Annotated in this window: 14 protein-coding genes and 1 tRNA gene; 11 read left to right on the forward strand and 4 right to left on the reverse strand. The window is 69.6% G+C overall.

Translation table 11 applies throughout. The features are described 5' to 3' along the window. Positions 1–89 precede the first annotated feature (89 nt). Positions 90–1,907, reverse strand: coding sequence for a DNA mismatch repair endonuclease MutL (gene mutL / locus PQ455_RS17180; protein ID WP_273687463.1), 1,818 nt, complete (start codon positions 1,905–1,907; stop codon positions 90–92). Positions 1,908–2,006: 99 nt separating this feature from the next. Between mutL and PQ455_RS17185 the strand changes: the two genes are divergently transcribed. From PQ455_RS17185 to dapE, 8 genes are all read left to right on the forward strand, one after another. Then, positions 2,007–3,062, forward strand: coding sequence for a rod shape-determining protein (locus PQ455_RS17185; protein WP_420542799.1), 1,056 nt, complete (start codon positions 2,007–2,009; stop codon positions 3,060–3,062). A 36-nt stretch (positions 3,063–3,098) separates the two neighbouring features. After that, complete coding sequence (mreC, locus tag PQ455_RS17190; RefSeq protein ID WP_273687464.1) at positions 3,099–3,983, forward strand: rod shape-determining protein MreC; 885 nt, start codon at positions 3,099–3,101, stop codon at positions 3,981–3,983. Next, a complete protein-coding gene (gene mreD / locus PQ455_RS17195) occupies positions 3,980–4,492 on the forward strand; it encodes a rod shape-determining protein MreD (RefSeq protein WP_273687466.1) in 513 nt (170 codons plus the stop codon). Before mreC ends, mreD begins: the two co-directional genes overlap by 4 nt. Positions 4,493–4,494: 2 nt before the next feature. After that, on the forward strand, positions 4,495–6,603 hold the full coding sequence (gene mrdA / locus PQ455_RS17200; RefSeq protein WP_273687468.1) for a penicillin-binding protein 2: 2,109 nt from the start codon (positions 4,495–4,497) through the stop codon (positions 6,601–6,603). After that, entirely contained in the window at positions 6,600–7,706 is a 1,107-nt protein-coding gene (gene rodA, locus PQ455_RS17205; protein WP_273687470.1) for a rod shape-determining protein RodA, read from the forward strand. The genes mrdA and rodA overlap by 4 nt, the downstream gene beginning before the upstream one ends. A 237-nt stretch (positions 7,707–7,943) precedes the next feature. Continuing rightward, positions 7,944–8,019: transfer RNA gene (locus PQ455_RS17210), tRNA-Lys, on the forward strand. Between the two features lie 86 nt (positions 8,020–8,105). Further along, positions 8,106–8,690: a DUF4919 domain-containing protein gene (locus tag PQ455_RS17215; RefSeq protein WP_273687472.1), complete on the forward strand. Its 585-nt coding sequence runs from the start codon at positions 8,106–8,108 to the stop codon at positions 8,688–8,690. Beyond that, a complete protein-coding gene (gene dapE / locus PQ455_RS17220; RefSeq protein WP_273687474.1) occupies positions 8,678–9,793 on the forward strand; it encodes a succinyl-diaminopimelate desuccinylase in 1,116 nt (371 codons plus the stop codon). The genes PQ455_RS17215 and dapE overlap by 13 nt, the downstream gene beginning before the upstream one ends. Here dapE and PQ455_RS17225 read toward each other — a convergent pair. The 3 genes from PQ455_RS17225 to PQ455_RS17235 are packed head-to-tail and all read right to left on the reverse strand — an operon-like array spanning position 9,768 to position 12,149. Further along, complete coding sequence (locus PQ455_RS17225) at positions 9,768–10,298, reverse strand: Smr/MutS family protein (protein ID WP_273687476.1); 531 nt, start codon at positions 10,296–10,298, stop codon at positions 9,768–9,770. The two genes, dapE and PQ455_RS17225, sit on opposite strands and share 26 nt — an antisense overlap. Next, complete coding sequence (gene mltA, locus PQ455_RS17230; RefSeq protein WP_420542801.1) at positions 10,282–11,499, reverse strand: murein transglycosylase A; 1,218 nt, start codon at positions 11,497–11,499, stop codon at positions 10,282–10,284. The genes PQ455_RS17225 and mltA overlap by 17 nt, the downstream gene beginning before the upstream one ends. Then, positions 11,496–12,149 (reverse strand): Tim44/TimA family putative adaptor protein, encoded by a 654-nt coding sequence (locus PQ455_RS17235; RefSeq protein WP_273687478.1) that lies wholly within the window; start codon positions 12,147–12,149, stop codon positions 11,496–11,498. Before PQ455_RS17235 ends, mltA begins: the two co-directional genes overlap by 4 nt. Positions 12,150–12,327: 178 nt before the next feature. Here PQ455_RS17235 and secB point away from each other — a divergent pair, with 178 nt between their 5' ends. From secB to trpS, 3 genes are all read left to right on the forward strand, one after another. After that, positions 12,328–12,825: a protein-export chaperone SecB gene (gene secB, locus PQ455_RS17240; RefSeq protein WP_273687479.1), complete on the forward strand. Its 498-nt coding sequence runs from the start codon at positions 12,328–12,330 to the stop codon at positions 12,823–12,825. Positions 12,826–12,945: 120 nt separating this feature from the next. Further along, complete coding sequence (gene murJ / locus PQ455_RS17245) at positions 12,946–14,553, forward strand: murein biosynthesis integral membrane protein MurJ (RefSeq protein ID WP_273687480.1); 1,608 nt, start codon at positions 12,946–12,948, stop codon at positions 14,551–14,553. Positions 14,554–14,586: 33 nt separating this feature from the next. Beyond that, positions 14,587–15,591, forward strand: coding sequence for a tryptophan--tRNA ligase (gene trpS / locus PQ455_RS17250; protein ID WP_273687481.1), 1,005 nt, complete (start codon positions 14,587–14,589; stop codon positions 15,589–15,591). Positions 15,592–15,652: the final 61 nt, after the last annotated feature.

Here is a 15,652-nt window from a genome sequence, read left to right on the forward strand (position 1 = left end):
AATCCTCGCCCTTGGCCATCCGACATACCCCTCCACCACCGGCTGCGCCGGCGGTCCCCCTCCCCATCTTCGATGGAGAGGAACAGGCGTCACTTCCGCCCGAACAGCTTCTCGATATCGCCATGGCCCAGCTTCACCCAGGTCGGGCGGCCGTGGTTGCATTGGCCGGAATGGGGGGTGACCTCCATTTCGCGGAGCAGGGCGTTCATTTCCGCGACCGAGAGGATGCGGCCGGCGCGGACCGAGCCGTGGCAGGCCATGGTCGCGGCGACATGGTCGAGCCGTTCCTTGAGCGACAGCGCCTGATCGAAGGCGGCGAGTTCGTCGGCGAGATCGGTGACGAGGCCCTTGGGGTCGCCCTGGCCGAGCAGGGCGGGGGTGGCGCGGACGAGCATCGCCTGTGGGCCGAAGCGTTCGAGTTCGAGGCCCATCTCGGCCAGTTCGGGGATGCGCGCCTCCAGCCGGTCGCAGGCGGGTTCGTCCAGCTCGACCACTTCGGGCAGCAACAGCGCCTGCCGCGCGACCGCCCCGCCATCGAGCGCGCGGCGCATCCGTTCGAGGACGAGCCGCTCGTGCGCGGCGTGCTGGTCGACCAGGACGAGGCCGTCGGCGGCCTCGGCGACGATATAGGTGGCGGCGACCTGCCCGCGCGCGACGCCGAGGGGGTGCTGGGCTGCGGGGATGGGCGCGGTTGCGGGTTCGGCGCGGCCCTGCGGGGGGGCGTAGGCGAGGGGGGAGTCGAAGACTGAGTGCTGGAGCCCGCTAAGCCCCTCCCCTTCAGGGGAGGGGTAGGGGGTGGGGGATGTCCAGCTGGCACCACGATAGTTGGATTGCGGGGATGGCCCCAACCCCTCCCCTGAAGGGGAGTGGCTTTCCTGTCGCCATGCTCCCAACGATCCGGCGGCCACGGGCTGGGCCGAGCGGTGGCCCGCTTGGTCCAGCGCGTGGCGCAATCCCCCGACGATCAGTCCCCGCACCAGACCCGGATCGCGGAATCGCACCTCCGTCTTGGCGGGGTGGACGTTCACGTCCACCTCCGATCCCGGTAGGGTCACGAACAGCGCCACCACCGGATGGCGGTCGCGCGCCAGCATGTCCTGATAGGCGCCGCGCACCGCGCCCACCAGCAGGCGGTCCTTCACCGGGCGGCCGTTGACGAAGAGATATTGGTGGTCGGCGACGCCGCGGTTGAAGGTGGGCAGCCCCGCCACCCCCTCCAGCACCACGCCCTCGCGCTCGTGGCTGATCGCGATCGAATTATCGACCAAGGCACGGTCGGTCAGCGCCGCCACCCGCGCCGGGCCGGTCTCGCCGGGCTGGACCGACAGGGCGCGCCGCCCGTCATGCTCCACCGTGAAGCCGATGTCGGGCCGGGCCATGGCGAGGCGGCGGACGACATCGAGGCAGGCGGCATATTCGGCACGGGGACTGCGCAGGAACTTCGCGCGGGCGGGGACGCGGGCGAACAGCCCCTCCACCTTCACCCGCGTGCCCGGCGGCAGCGCGGCGGGGCCTTCGCTGGCCAACCGGCCATTGTCGGTCACCCGGCTCCAGCCATCCGCCCCGCGCACCCGGCTTTCCAGCGTGAGGGTCGCCACGCTGGCGATCGAGGGCAAAGCCTCGCCGCGAAAGCCCAGCGTGGACACCGCCTCGATCGCGTCGTCGGGCAGTTTCGACGTGGCGTGGCGTTCCAGCGCCAGCGCCATGTCGGCCGGGCTCATGCCACAGCCGTCGTCGATCACCTCGATCCCGCCGATTCCGCCGGCGGTCAGCCGAATCGCGATCCGCCCGGCGCCCGCGTCGAGCGCGTTCTCGACGATTTCCTTCAACGCGCTGGCGGGCCTTTCGACCACTTCGCCTGCGGCGATGCGATTGACCAGATGCTCGGGCAGGCGCCTTATTGACATGGGGGTTTGCCTAGACCAAGCCGGCCGCTTCCGCGACCCGGCAATCACATATCCCTTCGGCGCGACGTAGCAGCCGGGCGCGCCGCATATGGAGGGGTTATGAGAAGGCGATTCGGTTTGGCGCGTTGGCTTAAATTCATGTCGCACGACATGGCGATCGATCTCGGGACGGCGAACACGCTGGTCTATGTCCGGGGCCGCGGCATCGTGCTCAACGAACCATCGGTGGTGGCGATCGAGACGATCGCGGGCGTCCGCAAGGTGCGCGCCGTGGGCGACGACGCGAAGCTGATGATGGGCAAGACCCCCGATTCGATCGAGGCGATCCGCCCGATGCGCGACGGCGTGATCGCCGACATCGATGTCGCCGAACAGATGATCAAGCATTTCATCCAGAAGGTGCATGGCGGCAAGCGCCGCGCGTGGCGCTTCCCGGAAATCGTGATCTGCGTGCCCTCGGGCTCCACCAAGGTGGAGCGCCGCGCCATCCGCGACGCCGCGTCCAACGCCGGCGCCAGCCAGGTGTGGCTGATCGAGGAGCCGATGGCCGCCGCGATCGGCGCCGAAATGCCGGTGACCGAGCCGATCGGCTCGATGGTGGTCGATATCGGCGGCGGCACGACCGAGGTGGCGGTGCTGTCGCTGCGCGGGCTGGCCTACACCACCTCCGTCCGCGTCGGCGGCGACAAGATGGACGAGGCGATCGCCTCCTACGTCCGCCGCAACCACAATCTGCTGATCGGCGAATCCACCGCCGAGCGGATCAAGAAGGAAGTCGGCATCGCCAAGATGCCGGCCGACGGCAAGGGCGAGACGATCCACATCAAGGGCCGCGATCTCGTCAACGGCGTGCCCAAGGAAATCGCGATCACCCAGTCGCAGATCGCCGAGGCCCTGTCCGAACCGGTCGCCGCGATCGTCGAGGGCGTGCGAATCGCGCTGGAGAACACCGCGCCGGAACTGGCCGCCGACATCGTCGACCAGGGCATCGTCCTGACGGGCGGCGGCGCGCTGCTGAAGGGCATCGACGAGGTGCTGCGCGATGCGACCGGCCTGCCCGTGTCGGTCGCGGACGATCCTTTGTCGTGCGTGGCGCTGGGCACCGGCCGCGCGCTGGAGGATCCGATGTTCCGCGGCGTGCTGCAGACCGCTTGAGCGATCCCCATCGGCCCTGACCGGAGCTGAGGCGCGATGGCGCGCGAACCCCGGCGGCGCAGTTTCTCGCGCCGCACCCAATATACTTTGTTCGCCGGCTATGTGATCGCCGCCGTGGGCGTCGTCGTGGGTCTGGCGCTGGTGGTGATCCAGCGGGTCGCGCCCAGCGCCTTTTCGGCGATCGAGGGCGTGGTGCTGGACGCGACCGCGCCGGTGGGGCTGGCCGGGCGCAGTGTGGCGCGCGGCTTCGACGGGGTCGTCACCGACGTATCGGGCTATGTGTTCGCCGGCAGCCAGAATGCCACGCTCAAGGCCGAGCTTGCCGTCGCCCGCCAGAAACTGATCCGCGCCCGCGCGCTGGAGCATGAGAATCGCCGGCTGAAGGCGCTCGCCCGGTTGGCCACCACCGAGCCGCTGCCGATCGCCACCGCGCGCATCATCGGATCGAGCGGCACCGGCCAGCGCCGTTACGCCACGCTCGCCGCCGGATCGCGCGACGGGGTGCGGCCGGGGATGCCGGTGCGGTCGAGCGACGGGTTGGTCGGGCTCGTCAGCCTCAGTGGCCGCTTCGCCGCGCGGGTGCTGCTGCTCACCGACGCCGCCTCCAGCGTGCCGGTGCTGGTGGCGCGCACCGGGCTGCCGGCGCTGGCGGTCGGGCGCGGCGACGGCACGCTCGATGCGCGCGCGATCGTCGGCGGGGGCACGCCGTTCCGCAAGGGCGATCTGCTCGTCACTTCGGGCACGGGCGGCATCTATCCGCCCAACATCCCGGTCGCCCTGGTCACCACGGTCGATCGCGACGTGGCGGTGGCCCGGCCGCTGGCCGATCCCGCCGCGCTGGATTTCGCGGTGGTGACCCGGCCGTTCGGCCCGATCATGATCCTGCCCCCCACCATCCCCCAGGTCGAGGACGGGCGATGAGGCTGCTGCCGGCGCATGTCGATCTGGTTCCGCCGCGCCGCTGGACGATCGGCGTGCCGATCGCCTCCACCCTCGCCGGATCGGCGGTGGCGGCGCTGCCCTTCGTGCTGTCGGCGCCGCTGTTGCCGTCCTTCGGGCTGCTCATGCTGCTGTCTTGGCGGCTGCTGCGGCCGGAAATGTGGGCGGCGTGGATCGCGCTGCCGCTGGGGCTGGCCGACGATCTGCTGACCGGCAATGCGCTGGGCAGCGCGGCGGCCCTGTGGACCGCGACCCTGCTGGTGCTGGACCGGCTGGACGGCGTGATGGTGTGGCGCGACCATTGGGCGGACTGGGCGATCGCCGCCATCGCCATCCAATGCTGCGCGATCGGCGAATGGCTGCTGTCGGGCTTCGTTGGCGGGCAGGGCAGCTTCGCCGCGCTCGCGCCGCAGGTGATCGCGGCGCTGCTGTGCTATCCTGCCGCCGTGCGCATCACCGCCTCCCTCGATCGCTGGCGCCTGCGCCGGTGAGGATGCCGAAACGGCTCGTCACCGAGCAGAGCCAGTTGCAGAGCTTCAGCCGCCGCGCGCTCATCCTCGGCGGGGCGCAGGCGGGTGTCGCGGCGATCCTGGCCGGCCGCATGGCGTGGCTGTCGATCGCCGAGAACGACCGCTATTCGGCGCTGGCCGAAAGCAACCGGGTGCAGCAGACTTTGATCCCGCCGCGCCGGGGCTGGATCGTCGATCGCCATGGGCGCCCGATCGCGATCAACCGCACCGATTTCCGGGTCGATCTGATCCCCGATCGGCTGGTCGATCCCGATCATGTCATCGCCGAGCTGCGCCTGATCCTCGGCCTCACCGACGACGATGTCGCCCGCGTGCAGGAGGGGCTGAAGCGCGCCGCCGGGTTCCGCCCGGTGCCGGTGGCGGAAAATCTCACCTACGAGAAGTTCGCCGCGCTCAGCGTGCGGCAGGGCGACCTGCCCGGCGTGGTCCCGGCGAGCGGCAACGCGCGCTTCTATCCGGCGGGCGCGGCGGTGGCGCATCTGACCGGCTATGTCGGCCAGGCATCGGCGGCGGATTATGAAAAGACCCGCGATCCCCTGCTCATCACCCCCGGCTTCAAGGTCGGCAAGGAAGGGCTGGAGCGCGCGCTGGAGCCGTGGTTGCGCGGCCACCCCGGCGCCAAGCGCAGCGAGGTCACCGCGCGCGGCCGGGTGGTCGCCGAACTGACGACCCGGCCGGAGGAGGTCGGCAACACGCTCCAGCTCACCATCGATGCCGGCCTCCAGCATTATGCCGCCCGGCGGCTGGGCACCAATTCGGGCTCGGCGGTGGTGATCGATGTCGAGACCGGGGGCATCCTCTCGATGGTGTCGATGCCGGCCTACAACCCCAACAGCTTCTCCGACGGCATCAGCCATATGGAGTGGGACATGCTGTCGGCCGACGATCACATCCCGCTGATGAACAAGGTGCTTCAGGGCCTGTATCCGCCGGGATCGACGGTGAAGCCGATGAACGCGCTGGCGCTGCTGGAGGCGGGCGTGGACCCCAACGAGCGAGTCGTCTGCACCGGCGGCTACCGGCTCGGCAACAATGTGTTCCACTGCCATTCGCGGCGCGGCCACGGCGCGGTCGACATGAAGAATGCCGTTATGCAGAGCTGCGACATCTATTTCTACGCGATGATCCGCCGGCTGGGGATCGATCCGCTGGCGCAGATGATGCGCCGCCTCGGCCTCGGCGCAACCTATGATCTGCCCTATAAATCGCAGCGCTTCGGCACGGTGCCCGACAGCCAGTGGAAGCTGAAGAAATACAAGTCCGAGTGGAAGGTCGCGGACACGATCAACGCCTCGATCGGCCAGGGCTATACGCTGGTGAACCCGCTCCAGCTGGCGGTGATGGCGGCGCGCATCGCGAGCGGCAAGTCGCTCGATCCGCGCCTGATCGTCAACCGCCGGTACGAGCCGCAGGGCGGTGACCTGGGTGTCGATCCCGATCATCTGCGGATCATCCGAGAGGCGATGTGGGGCGTGGTCAACGGCGGCGGCACCGGTGGCGCGGCGCGCATGTACGTGCCGGGGGTGCAGCTGGCCGGCAAGACGGGCACGGCGCAGGTGCGGCGCATCACCATGGCCGAACGGCGCGGCGGCGTGCTGAAGAATGGCGCTTTGCCCTTCAAGCTGCGCGACCATGCGCTGTTCGTATGTTTCGCGCCGGCCGACAAGCCGCGCTATGCCGCCGCGATCGTGCTGGAGCATAATGGCCACACCGTCCGCAACCTCGATACGCCGCTCGTCGGGCGCGATATCATGACCTATCTGTTCGATCCGGAGCGGGCGATGAAGTCGCTCGCCGATGTCGAGCCCAGCTGGGGCGGCGATATCGAGCAGCGCATGGCCCGCCAGCACGAACAATGGCGGCTGGACCATGGCGGCGCCCCGCCGCCCGACGCGCCGCCCCCGCCCGAGGATCTGCCCGAGCCGACCGAACAGCCCGAAGGCAGCTTGGCCGAGGCCACCCCCGCCAGCAACCCGCCCCCGCCCGAGGATGCCGGCGACGCCGCGCCCGAAGCACCGGTGGTGCCGGCCCCGGCGGCCCCGTCTCCGCCCCCTGCGGGGCCCACGCCATGAACGGCGGCTATTCGATCGTCCCGCCGCAGCTGGCGCAGATCCCGTGGCGGCTGATCCTGCTGATCGTCGCGATCGGCGGCTTCGGGCTGGTGGTGCTCTATTCGGCGGCGGGCGGCAGCGTGCGGCCGTGGGCGCTCAACCAGGGCGTTCGCTTTGTCGGCTTCATCGCCATCGCCATCATGATCTCGCGCGTGGGCGAGATGCGGCTGAAACAGGCGGCGCTGCCGATCTATGGGGTGCTGGTCGGGCTGCTGCTGATGGTCGAGCTGTTCGGCTTCGTCGGCGGGGGCAGCCGGCGCTGGCTCGATCTCGGCTTCATCCGCCTCCAGCCCTCCGAATTGATGAAGCCCGCGATCGTGCTGGTGCTGGCGCGCTTCTACGATCTGCTGCCGGCGGGCGAGAGCCGCGGCTGGAACGCCATCTGGCCGGCCGCCGCGCTGATCGGCGTGCCCTTCGTGCTGGTGATGACGCAGCCCGATCTCGGCACCGGGCTGATGATCGTGTTCGGCGGGCTGACGGTCACCTTCCTCGCGGGGCTGCCTCTGCGCCTCTACGTCGGCGGTGCGCTGGCGGTGGCGGCGGTGCTGCCCGTCGCGTGGCTGGGGATGCACGAATATCAGCGCCAGCGGGTCGAAATCTTCCTCAGCCCCGAAAGCGATCCGCTGGGCGCGGGCTATCACATCATCCAGTCGAAGATCGCGATCGGATCGGGCGGGATCACCGGCAAGGGCTTCCTGAAAGGCACGCAGAGCCACCTCGATTACCTCCCCGAAGGCCACACCGATTTCGTCTTCGCCACCATGGCGGAGGAATGGGGGCTGCTGGGCGGCTGCACCATCATCCTGCTCTACTTCATGGTGATCCGCTGGGGGATGCAGGTGGCGGCGCGCGCCCACACCCGCTTCTCCCGGCTGGCGGCGGCGGGGCTGGCGACGACGATCTTCTTCTATTTCGCGATCAACCTGTCGATGGTGATGGGCCTTGCCCCCGTCGTCGGCATCCCCCTGCCGCTGGTCTCCAACGGCGGATCGGCGATGATGACGGTGATGCTGTGCCTGGGCATGCTGATGGCGATCGACCGCTCGGCCCGCGCGGCGCGCTGACTTTTGATCCGCCTCACGGCGGAGGCGGCACCGGCCCGCTCCCCCACCCGGCCACCCATATCATGCTGTCGCTGGGCGGCCGGGTGGGGGAGCGGGCCGGTGCCGCCCCTGATCCAGCAAAGCTGGATCAGGTCATGAATCGCACGATTTTCTTGGGGCGGGGGCTTTACAAGCCACCCCACCCCATGTACCCGGCCGCCTCCCGCGACGAGGGCTCGCCTCTCGGACTGCCGGTATGGACGCATAGCTCAGTTGGTAGAGCAGCTGACTCTTAATCAGCGGGTCCTTGGTTCGAGCCCAAGTGCGTCCACCATATCCTTCATCACGATGAAATCCGGCGCGGTCGCCGCCCTGTCGATCGGGCTTGGGTCCGGCGGCGGGGGTCGCTAGGGATCGGGCATGGGAATGATGCTGGCGATTGCGATGATGGCGGCGGCGCCTGGGCCTGCGGCGGATTATGCCGCGCTCGTGGCGCGGATGGCGGCGGGGGATACGCGGATCGATTATGCGCGCTTCCGTGCGCTGGCGCCGATGCAGCCGGGGTTCGATCCCGATTTCGATCCGATCGCCATCGCTGAGGCGCGCAAGGCCGGCAATGTCGCCGAGGCGCGGCGGCTGTCGGAAGCGCGGCTTCAGGCGGATTATTCCGACATGGCGGCGCATTACTGGCTGTCCGAGGCGTGCGCGAGCCTGAAGGACAGGGCCTGCGCCGATCGGCATGGCGCGATCTTCAACGGGATGCTGGCGGCGATCGAGGCGAGCGGTGACGGGCGTGGCGCCGAGACCGCCTACATCGTCACCCGCGTCCCCGAGGAATATATCTGGCTCGGCGTCCACCGCCTGACCTCCTCGACCCAGCAATTGGTGACGAAGGGCGGGCGCAGCTACGATGTGCTGCACGTCGCCGATGCGAAGGGTGGAGAGCGCGACGTGTGGTTCGATGTCAGCGGCTTCATCGGCAAGGGACTGGCATGGCCGAAGTGATCGATCTCGCGGGCAAGCTGATCGCCTGCCCCAGCGTCACCCCCGCCGATGCCGGGGCGATGGGCGTGCTGGCGGATGCGTTGTCCGACGCGGGCTTCGCGGTCACCCGCCTGACCAATGGCGAGGCGCCCGACGGGCCGATCGAGAATCTCTTCGCCACGCGCGGGAGTGGCGGGCGGCACCTCGCCTTCGCCGGCCATACCGATGTCGTGCCGCCGGGCGCGGGGTGGACGAGCGATCCGTTCGCGCCCGAGATACGCGGCGATCTGCTCTACGGGCGCGGCGCGGTCGATATGAAGGGCGCGATCGCGGCCTTCGTCGCGGCGGCGGCCGAGACGGTGGACGAGGCGGGGCAACTGAGCCTCGTCATTACCGGCGACGAGGAGGGGCCGGCCACGTTCGGCACGGTCGCGCTGATGGCGTGGATGGCCGCGAATGGCATCCGACCCGACCTGATCCTCGTCGGCGAACCCACCAGCAGCCAGCGGTTCGGCGATACGGTGAAGATCGGGCGGCGCGGTTCGGTCAACATGGTGATCGAAGTGGCGGGCACTCAGGGCCATGTCGCCTATCCGCATCTGGCCGACAATCCGGTGCCGCGTCTGGTGAAGGCGCTGGCGGCGCTCGACGCCTGGACGATCGATGGCGGCGATGACTGGTTCCAGCCCTCCAATCTGGAGATCACCAGCGTGGACGTCGGCAATCCGGCGACCAACGTGATCCCGGCGACGGCGACCGCGCGGATCAACATCCGCTTCAACGCGCAGCAGACGGGGCAGGGGTTGATCGATCGGGTGCAGGCGATCGTCGGCGAGGGCGTGAGCGTGACCGGCAGAATCTCGGGCGAGGCCTTCCTGACCCAGCCGGGCGAACTTTCCACCCTGGTCGCCGAGGCCATCGCCGCCGAGACCGGGCTGACCCCGGAATTCTCGACCACCGGCGGCACGTCCGACGCGCGCTTCCTCAGCCGCATCGCGCCGACGGTGGAATTCGGCCTGATCAACGCGACGATGCACAAGCTGGACGAGGCGGTCGCGGTGGCGGATCTTCACGCCCTGCAGCGCATCTACGCCCGGATCATTCGCGCCGCCGCCGCAGGATGAGGTAGAGCGCGCCCGATCCGCCATGGCGCGGATGGGCGGTGCGGACGGCGGCTATGCGGCCGGCGTGGCCCGAATGGGCGAGCCAGTCGTGGATCGAGGCGCGGATCAGGCCGCGCCGGGAATCGCCGCCGCGCGGGGGCTTGCCCGTCACCACCAGCAGGGTGCGGACGTCGTCGGCCAAGGCGCGCGCCAGAGCATGATCGAGCGCGGCCTGCGCGGTCGAGAGCGTGTGGCCGTGCAGGTCGATCGTGCGGTCGGGCACCACGACGCCGCGCCGGATGCGCCGATCCCACCCGCCGTCGAGCGTCTCGCCGACCGGCTCGGGCCGGTTCGGGCGGACGGGGGCGGGGATGGGGGCGCCGGCGCGGCGGAGGGGCGCACGCGGCGCGGGGCCCAGCGCATCGGCGAAATCGGATCGGGCGGTCGATGGGCCTTGGCGGCGCAACGGCCGCACGGTCGCGGTCACTCGCGCCCACAGCGTCTCGCCGTCAGGGCCTTTGGGCACCGTCCGTCCCATGCGGCAGCGCCTTCAGCCGGGCGACCGTGCCACGCGGCAGCAGCAGGGTGGCGCGGCCCTTGGCGGACATGCCGCCGGCGATGCGCCGCGCCTCGTCGCCCGCGCCCCAGAAGGTGTCGAAGCGATTGGCGCCCTTGATCGCGCCGCCGGTATCCTGCGCCACCCACAGGCCGCTCGCCTCGGGCCGGTCCATTTCGAGCAAAACGGGCGCGCCCAAGGGCACGAAAGCCGGGTCGGTAGCCACCGAGGTCTGGCCGGTCACCGCGACACCCATCGCGCCGAGCGGGCCGGCGCCCGTCAGTTCGCGGAAGAAGACGAAGCTCCTGTTCTCGCGCATGATCGCGCGGCCCTCTTCGGGATGTGCGCGGAGGTACGCCATGATGCCCTGCATCGAGGCCTGGCCGGGGCCGAGCAGCCCGCGATCGCGCATCAATTTGCCGATGCCGGTATAGTCGCGCCCGTTCTGGCTGTCGTAGCCGATCCGCATGACGCCGCCGTCGGGCAGACGCAGGCGGCCCGAGCCCTGCACCTCGAGGAAGAACATCTCCACCGGATCGGCCGCCCAGGCGATCTCCAGCCCCTGCCCCGCCAGCGCGCCATCCTCGATCGCGGCGCGATCGGCATAAGGCACGAACGCCTTGCCCTCGATCCGTCCGCGCACCTTCCTGCCCTTCAGGCTGTCGGTGAACAGGCCGAGATCGGCCTCGATCAGATCGGGCGGGCGGCGGTAGACCGGCACCTGATAGCCGGCGGCACGGCTGCGCGATCCGGCGATCTCGGGCTCGTAATAGCCGGTTGCAAAGGCTTGCCCCGGCCCGACGATCACGGGTTCGAGATTGGCGGCGAAGAAGCCCGCCGCGTCGCCGGTCCACGCCTTGGCGGCGTCGCAAGGCGCGCGCCAGTCCTCGCCGCGCGTCAGGCCCGAGCGATCGGTGCGGCGGATTAGGCCGGGGCAGCTGAGCTTGAAGGCGGTAAGCGCGGCGTCGGCGCGGGGCAGGCGGCCGAGCGCGGGGCCGGCGGCGACGCCCAGTTCGGCGGCGGTGGCCGGGGGCTTGGGCGCGTCCGGCATCACGGGGGCCGGTGTCGGCGGCGGCGCGATCGTCGCGGCGGGCGGTCCACCCTGCGGCGCCACGCACGCCGAGAGCAGCAGCGCGAGCGCCGCCGCCCCGATCCCCCCGAACCGGATCACGCCGCTTCGTCGGTTTCGATCAATACCCAATTGGGATCAGCGGTGCGGACGTGGCGGCTGAACGTCCACACATCGTGGGTCTGCACCGCGTCGGTCATCGAACCGGCGACGACCTCGCCTTCGGCGTCGCGGGTGATGGCGGCGATGTCGGCATCGAAGCGCACGGTGACGCGGGCCATCTGGCCGTCCATCCGCGCTTCCTCGATCACGGCGCGCTCGACGACGATCAGGCGATTGTCGAGCACATGGCCGGCCTCGCGGCGCTCGGCGATGGCGGCGCGGAAATCGGCGAGGACGGTATCGTCGACGAGCGGCGCCAGCGCCTCCTCGTCCCCGCGCCAATAGGCTTCCAGGATCATGCGATAGGCGCCCTGCGCGCCCTCGACGAAGCGGGCCGGATCGAAGCCGTTGTCGGCCTGCGCGACCTGGCGGACGCCGGTCAGCGCGCCCGGATCGACGACGGTATCGGTGAAGATGCCCGAGGAGCCGACCGGCTCGGCCGGCGTGCGCAGGGTGGGCGGGGCGACGACCTGCCCCTCGACCGGCTTGGCCACCGGCTGCTGCTCATGCCCCGTGCGGCGGCCGAGTACGCTCCACAGCCGGAAGGCCACGAAGAGAAACACGAGCGCGAAGATGACGATCTTTTCCACCGGGCCTCTCGGATTACCTAGCACCCCACATAGGCGCACAGCGATGAAACTACAATCGAGCGGTCGGTTCCGCCGGCGATACCGATTCAGCGCCGTCATCGGCCGGCCATTGCCGCCCCGGCGGGGCCTGTGCTAGCGCCCGCGGCTTCCCGAACATGGCTTGAGGACGAGAGATTTCATGGCCGAAGACGCAGGCACCATCACCACCTCGATCTCCAACGGTCAGGACGATGGACCCCAGCTCGCCATCCTCGCGCAATATGTGAAGGATCTGTCGTTCGAAAATCCGAACGCCCCGGCGAGCTATCAATGGGCCGACGCGCCGCAGATCGACGTGCAGTTCAACCTGGGCTCCACCCAGGTCGGCGAGGACGTCTATGAGGTGGTGCTGAAGATCAACGTCAACGCGGCGGTGAACGGCCAGACGGCGTTCGCGGTCGAATTGCTCTACGCTGGCCTGTTCGGCCTGCGCGGCTTCCCGACCGAGCATCTCGAGCCGTTCCTCTACGCCGAGGCGCCCCGCCTGCTCTTCCCCTTCGCCCGCCGCGTGGTGGCCGAGGCGGTGCGCGACGGCAATTATCCGCCGCTGCTGCTCGATCCGATCGACTTCAGCCAGATCTACCTGCAACAGGCCGCGCAGAATCTGGCGGGTGCCGAGCCGGCGGGCGAGGCGTAAGCAAGACGATCTCCGTTCGTGTCGAGCGAAGTCGAGACACGCTGACGCAGCGTCTGGGGCACGTCCCTCGACTTCGCTCGGGACGAACGGAGCAATGGATATGAGCGGACGGGCACGAACATGAGTCTGGTCCGCAACAGCGCCACGATCGGCGGCCTCACCCTCGTCAGCCGCGTGCTGGGTTTCGTGCGCGACATGCTGATGGCGAGCTTCGTCGGCGCGGGCTTCGCGTCGGATGCGTTCCTCATCGCGTGGCGGCTGCCCAATCTGTTCCGCGCGCTCTTCGCCGAGGGGGCCTTCTCCGCCGCCTTCGTGCCGATGTTCAACCGGGTCGCCGGGGCCGAGGGCGAGAAGAGCGCGCTGCGCTTCGCCGACGACGTGCTGTCGGTGCTGTTCCCCTTCCTCTTACTGTTCACCGCCGCGATGATGGTGGCGGCCGGGCCGATCGTCTGGGCGATGACCGGCGGCTTCCCCGATGGCGGGCCGGAAAAGTTCTCGCTGGCGACCGATTATACCCGGATCACCTTTCCCTATCTGCTGCTGATCTCGCTGGTGTCGCTGCTGGGTGGCATCCTCAATTCGGTCGGGCGCTTCTGGGTCAATGCGGCGGCGCCGGTGCTGCTCAACATCTGCATGATCGTGGCGCTGCTGTTCTTCCGGGGCACCACCGATGTGGAGACCGCGCGGACGCAGGCGATCGCGGTGACGGTGTCAGGCGTGATGCAGCTTCTCTGGCTCATCTGGGCCTGCCACCGCGCCAGGGTGTCGCTGCGCCTCAAGCTGCCGCGCCTGACCCCGCAGGTGCGCCAGCTGCTGCGCATCATCGGCCCGGTCGTGCTGGGCGCCGGCGCGGTGCAGTTCAACCTGCTGATCTCCACTACCTTGGCGGCGCGGTTCCTCGATCAGGGATCGGTCTCCTACCTCTATTACGCCGATCGGCTGAACCAATTGCCCCTCGCGCTGATCGGCATCGGCGTCGGCACGGCGATGCTGCCCACCCTCTCGCGACAGGTCGGCGCGGGCGATCAGGCGGGCGCCCATGCCACGCAGAATCGCGCGCTGGAACTGGCGCTGATCCTCACCTTGCCCGCCGCCGCCGCGCTGGTCGTGTCGGCCTTTCCGATCATCCGCGCGCTGCTGGAGCATGGCGCCTTCGCGGCGGAGGATGCCCGCGCCACCGCGCAGGCGCTCGCCGCCTTCGCCACCGGCCTGCCCGCCTATATCCTCATCAAGCTGCTCACCCCCGGCTTCCATGCGCGGGCGGACACCAAGACGCCGGTGCGGATCGCGCTGGTGGCGATGCTGGTCAATCTCGCGCTCAACCTCACGCTCGTCTGGCCGCTCGGCCATATCGGGCTGGCGCTCTCCACCTCGGCCTCGGCCTGGGTGAACGCCATCCTGCTGTTCATCACCCTGCGCCGCCGCTTCGGCTTCGGGCTGGATCGGCATCTGACGCACAGCCTGATCCGGTTGGTGCCCGCGACCGCGCTGATGGCGGCCGCGCTGTGGGGGATCGAGCCGTTCGTGACGCCGATGGCCAGCGCGGGGCTTTCGGGCCGTATCCTCGGTCTCGGCCTGCTGATCGGGGCCGGCGTGATAATCTATTTCACCCTCGGCGCGGCCTTCGGGGCTTTCCGCCTGAAGGAGCTGGCGCGGCAGGTCCGCCGCCGGGGCCGCGCGCCGGCCAATCCCACCGCCGAAATCGCGCCCGTCCCTCCATCCGCTTGACCTTCCGCGCCGGCCGCGACAGGACCACGCGCCATGACCAGCGCCGCCACCCCCCGCACCGTTTCCGGCATCCAGCCGACGGGCAATCTGCACCTCGGCAATTATCTGGGGGCCATCCGCAACTGGGTGCGGATGCAGGACGAGATGGCCTGCCTGTTCTTCCTGGCCGATCTCCACGCCATCACGGTCTATAACGATCCCGCCGAGCTGGCCGCCAACATCCGCGAGATGGCCGCGACCCTCGTCGCCAGCGGCATCGATCCGCAGAAGGCCGTGCTGTTCCGCCAGGCCGCCGTGCCGGCCCACGCCGAATTGTGCTGGCTGCTCAACGGCACGGCGCGGATCGGCTGGCTCAACCGCATGACCCAGTTCAAGGAAAAATCGGGCAAGAACCGCGAGGGCGCCTCGATCGGCCTGTTCACCTATCCGGTGCTGCAAGCCGCCGACGTGCTGCTCTATCGCGCGACGCATGTGCCCGTCGGCGAGGACCAGAAGCAGCATCTGGAGCTGGCGCGCGACATCGCGACCAAGTTCAACACCGATTACAATGTCGATCTGTTCGTGGAGCCCGATCCGATCATCGGCGGCCCGGCGGCGCGGGTGATGTCGCTGCGCGATGGCGGCGCCAAGATGTCCAAGTCCGATCCGTCGGACATGAGCCGCATCAACCTGATCGACGATGCCGACCTGATCGTCCAGAAGATCAAGAAGGCCAAGACCGATCCCGAGCCGCTGCCGAGCGAGGTCGAGGGACTGGAGGGCCGCGCCGAGGCCCGCAACCTCGTCGGCATCGCCGCCGCGCTGACCGATCGCACGCCGGCGCAGGTGCTGGCCGAGCATGGCGGCAAGGGCTTCGGCCAGTTCAAGCCGATCCTCGCCGAGCTGGTGGTGGAGACGGTGGCGCCGATCGCCCAGCGGCTGGTGCAGCTGCGCACCGACCCGGAAGAGCTGGACCATATTCTGGCGCAGGGCGCCGCCCGGGCGCGCGAGATGGCCGCGCCGACCTTGGCGGGCGCGTACAGGGCGCTGGGACTGTAATTCCTCCCGGCACAGGGCGGAATGGGCGAACCGTTTCGCCTGCGGAAAAAAGAGCAACCGG

It is taken from the genome of Sphingomonas naphthae (genome assembly GCF_028607085.1).
In the GTDB taxonomy this organism is placed as follows: Bacteria; Pseudomonadota; Alphaproteobacteria; order Sphingomonadales; family Sphingomonadaceae; genus Sphingomonas_Q; species Sphingomonas_Q naphthae.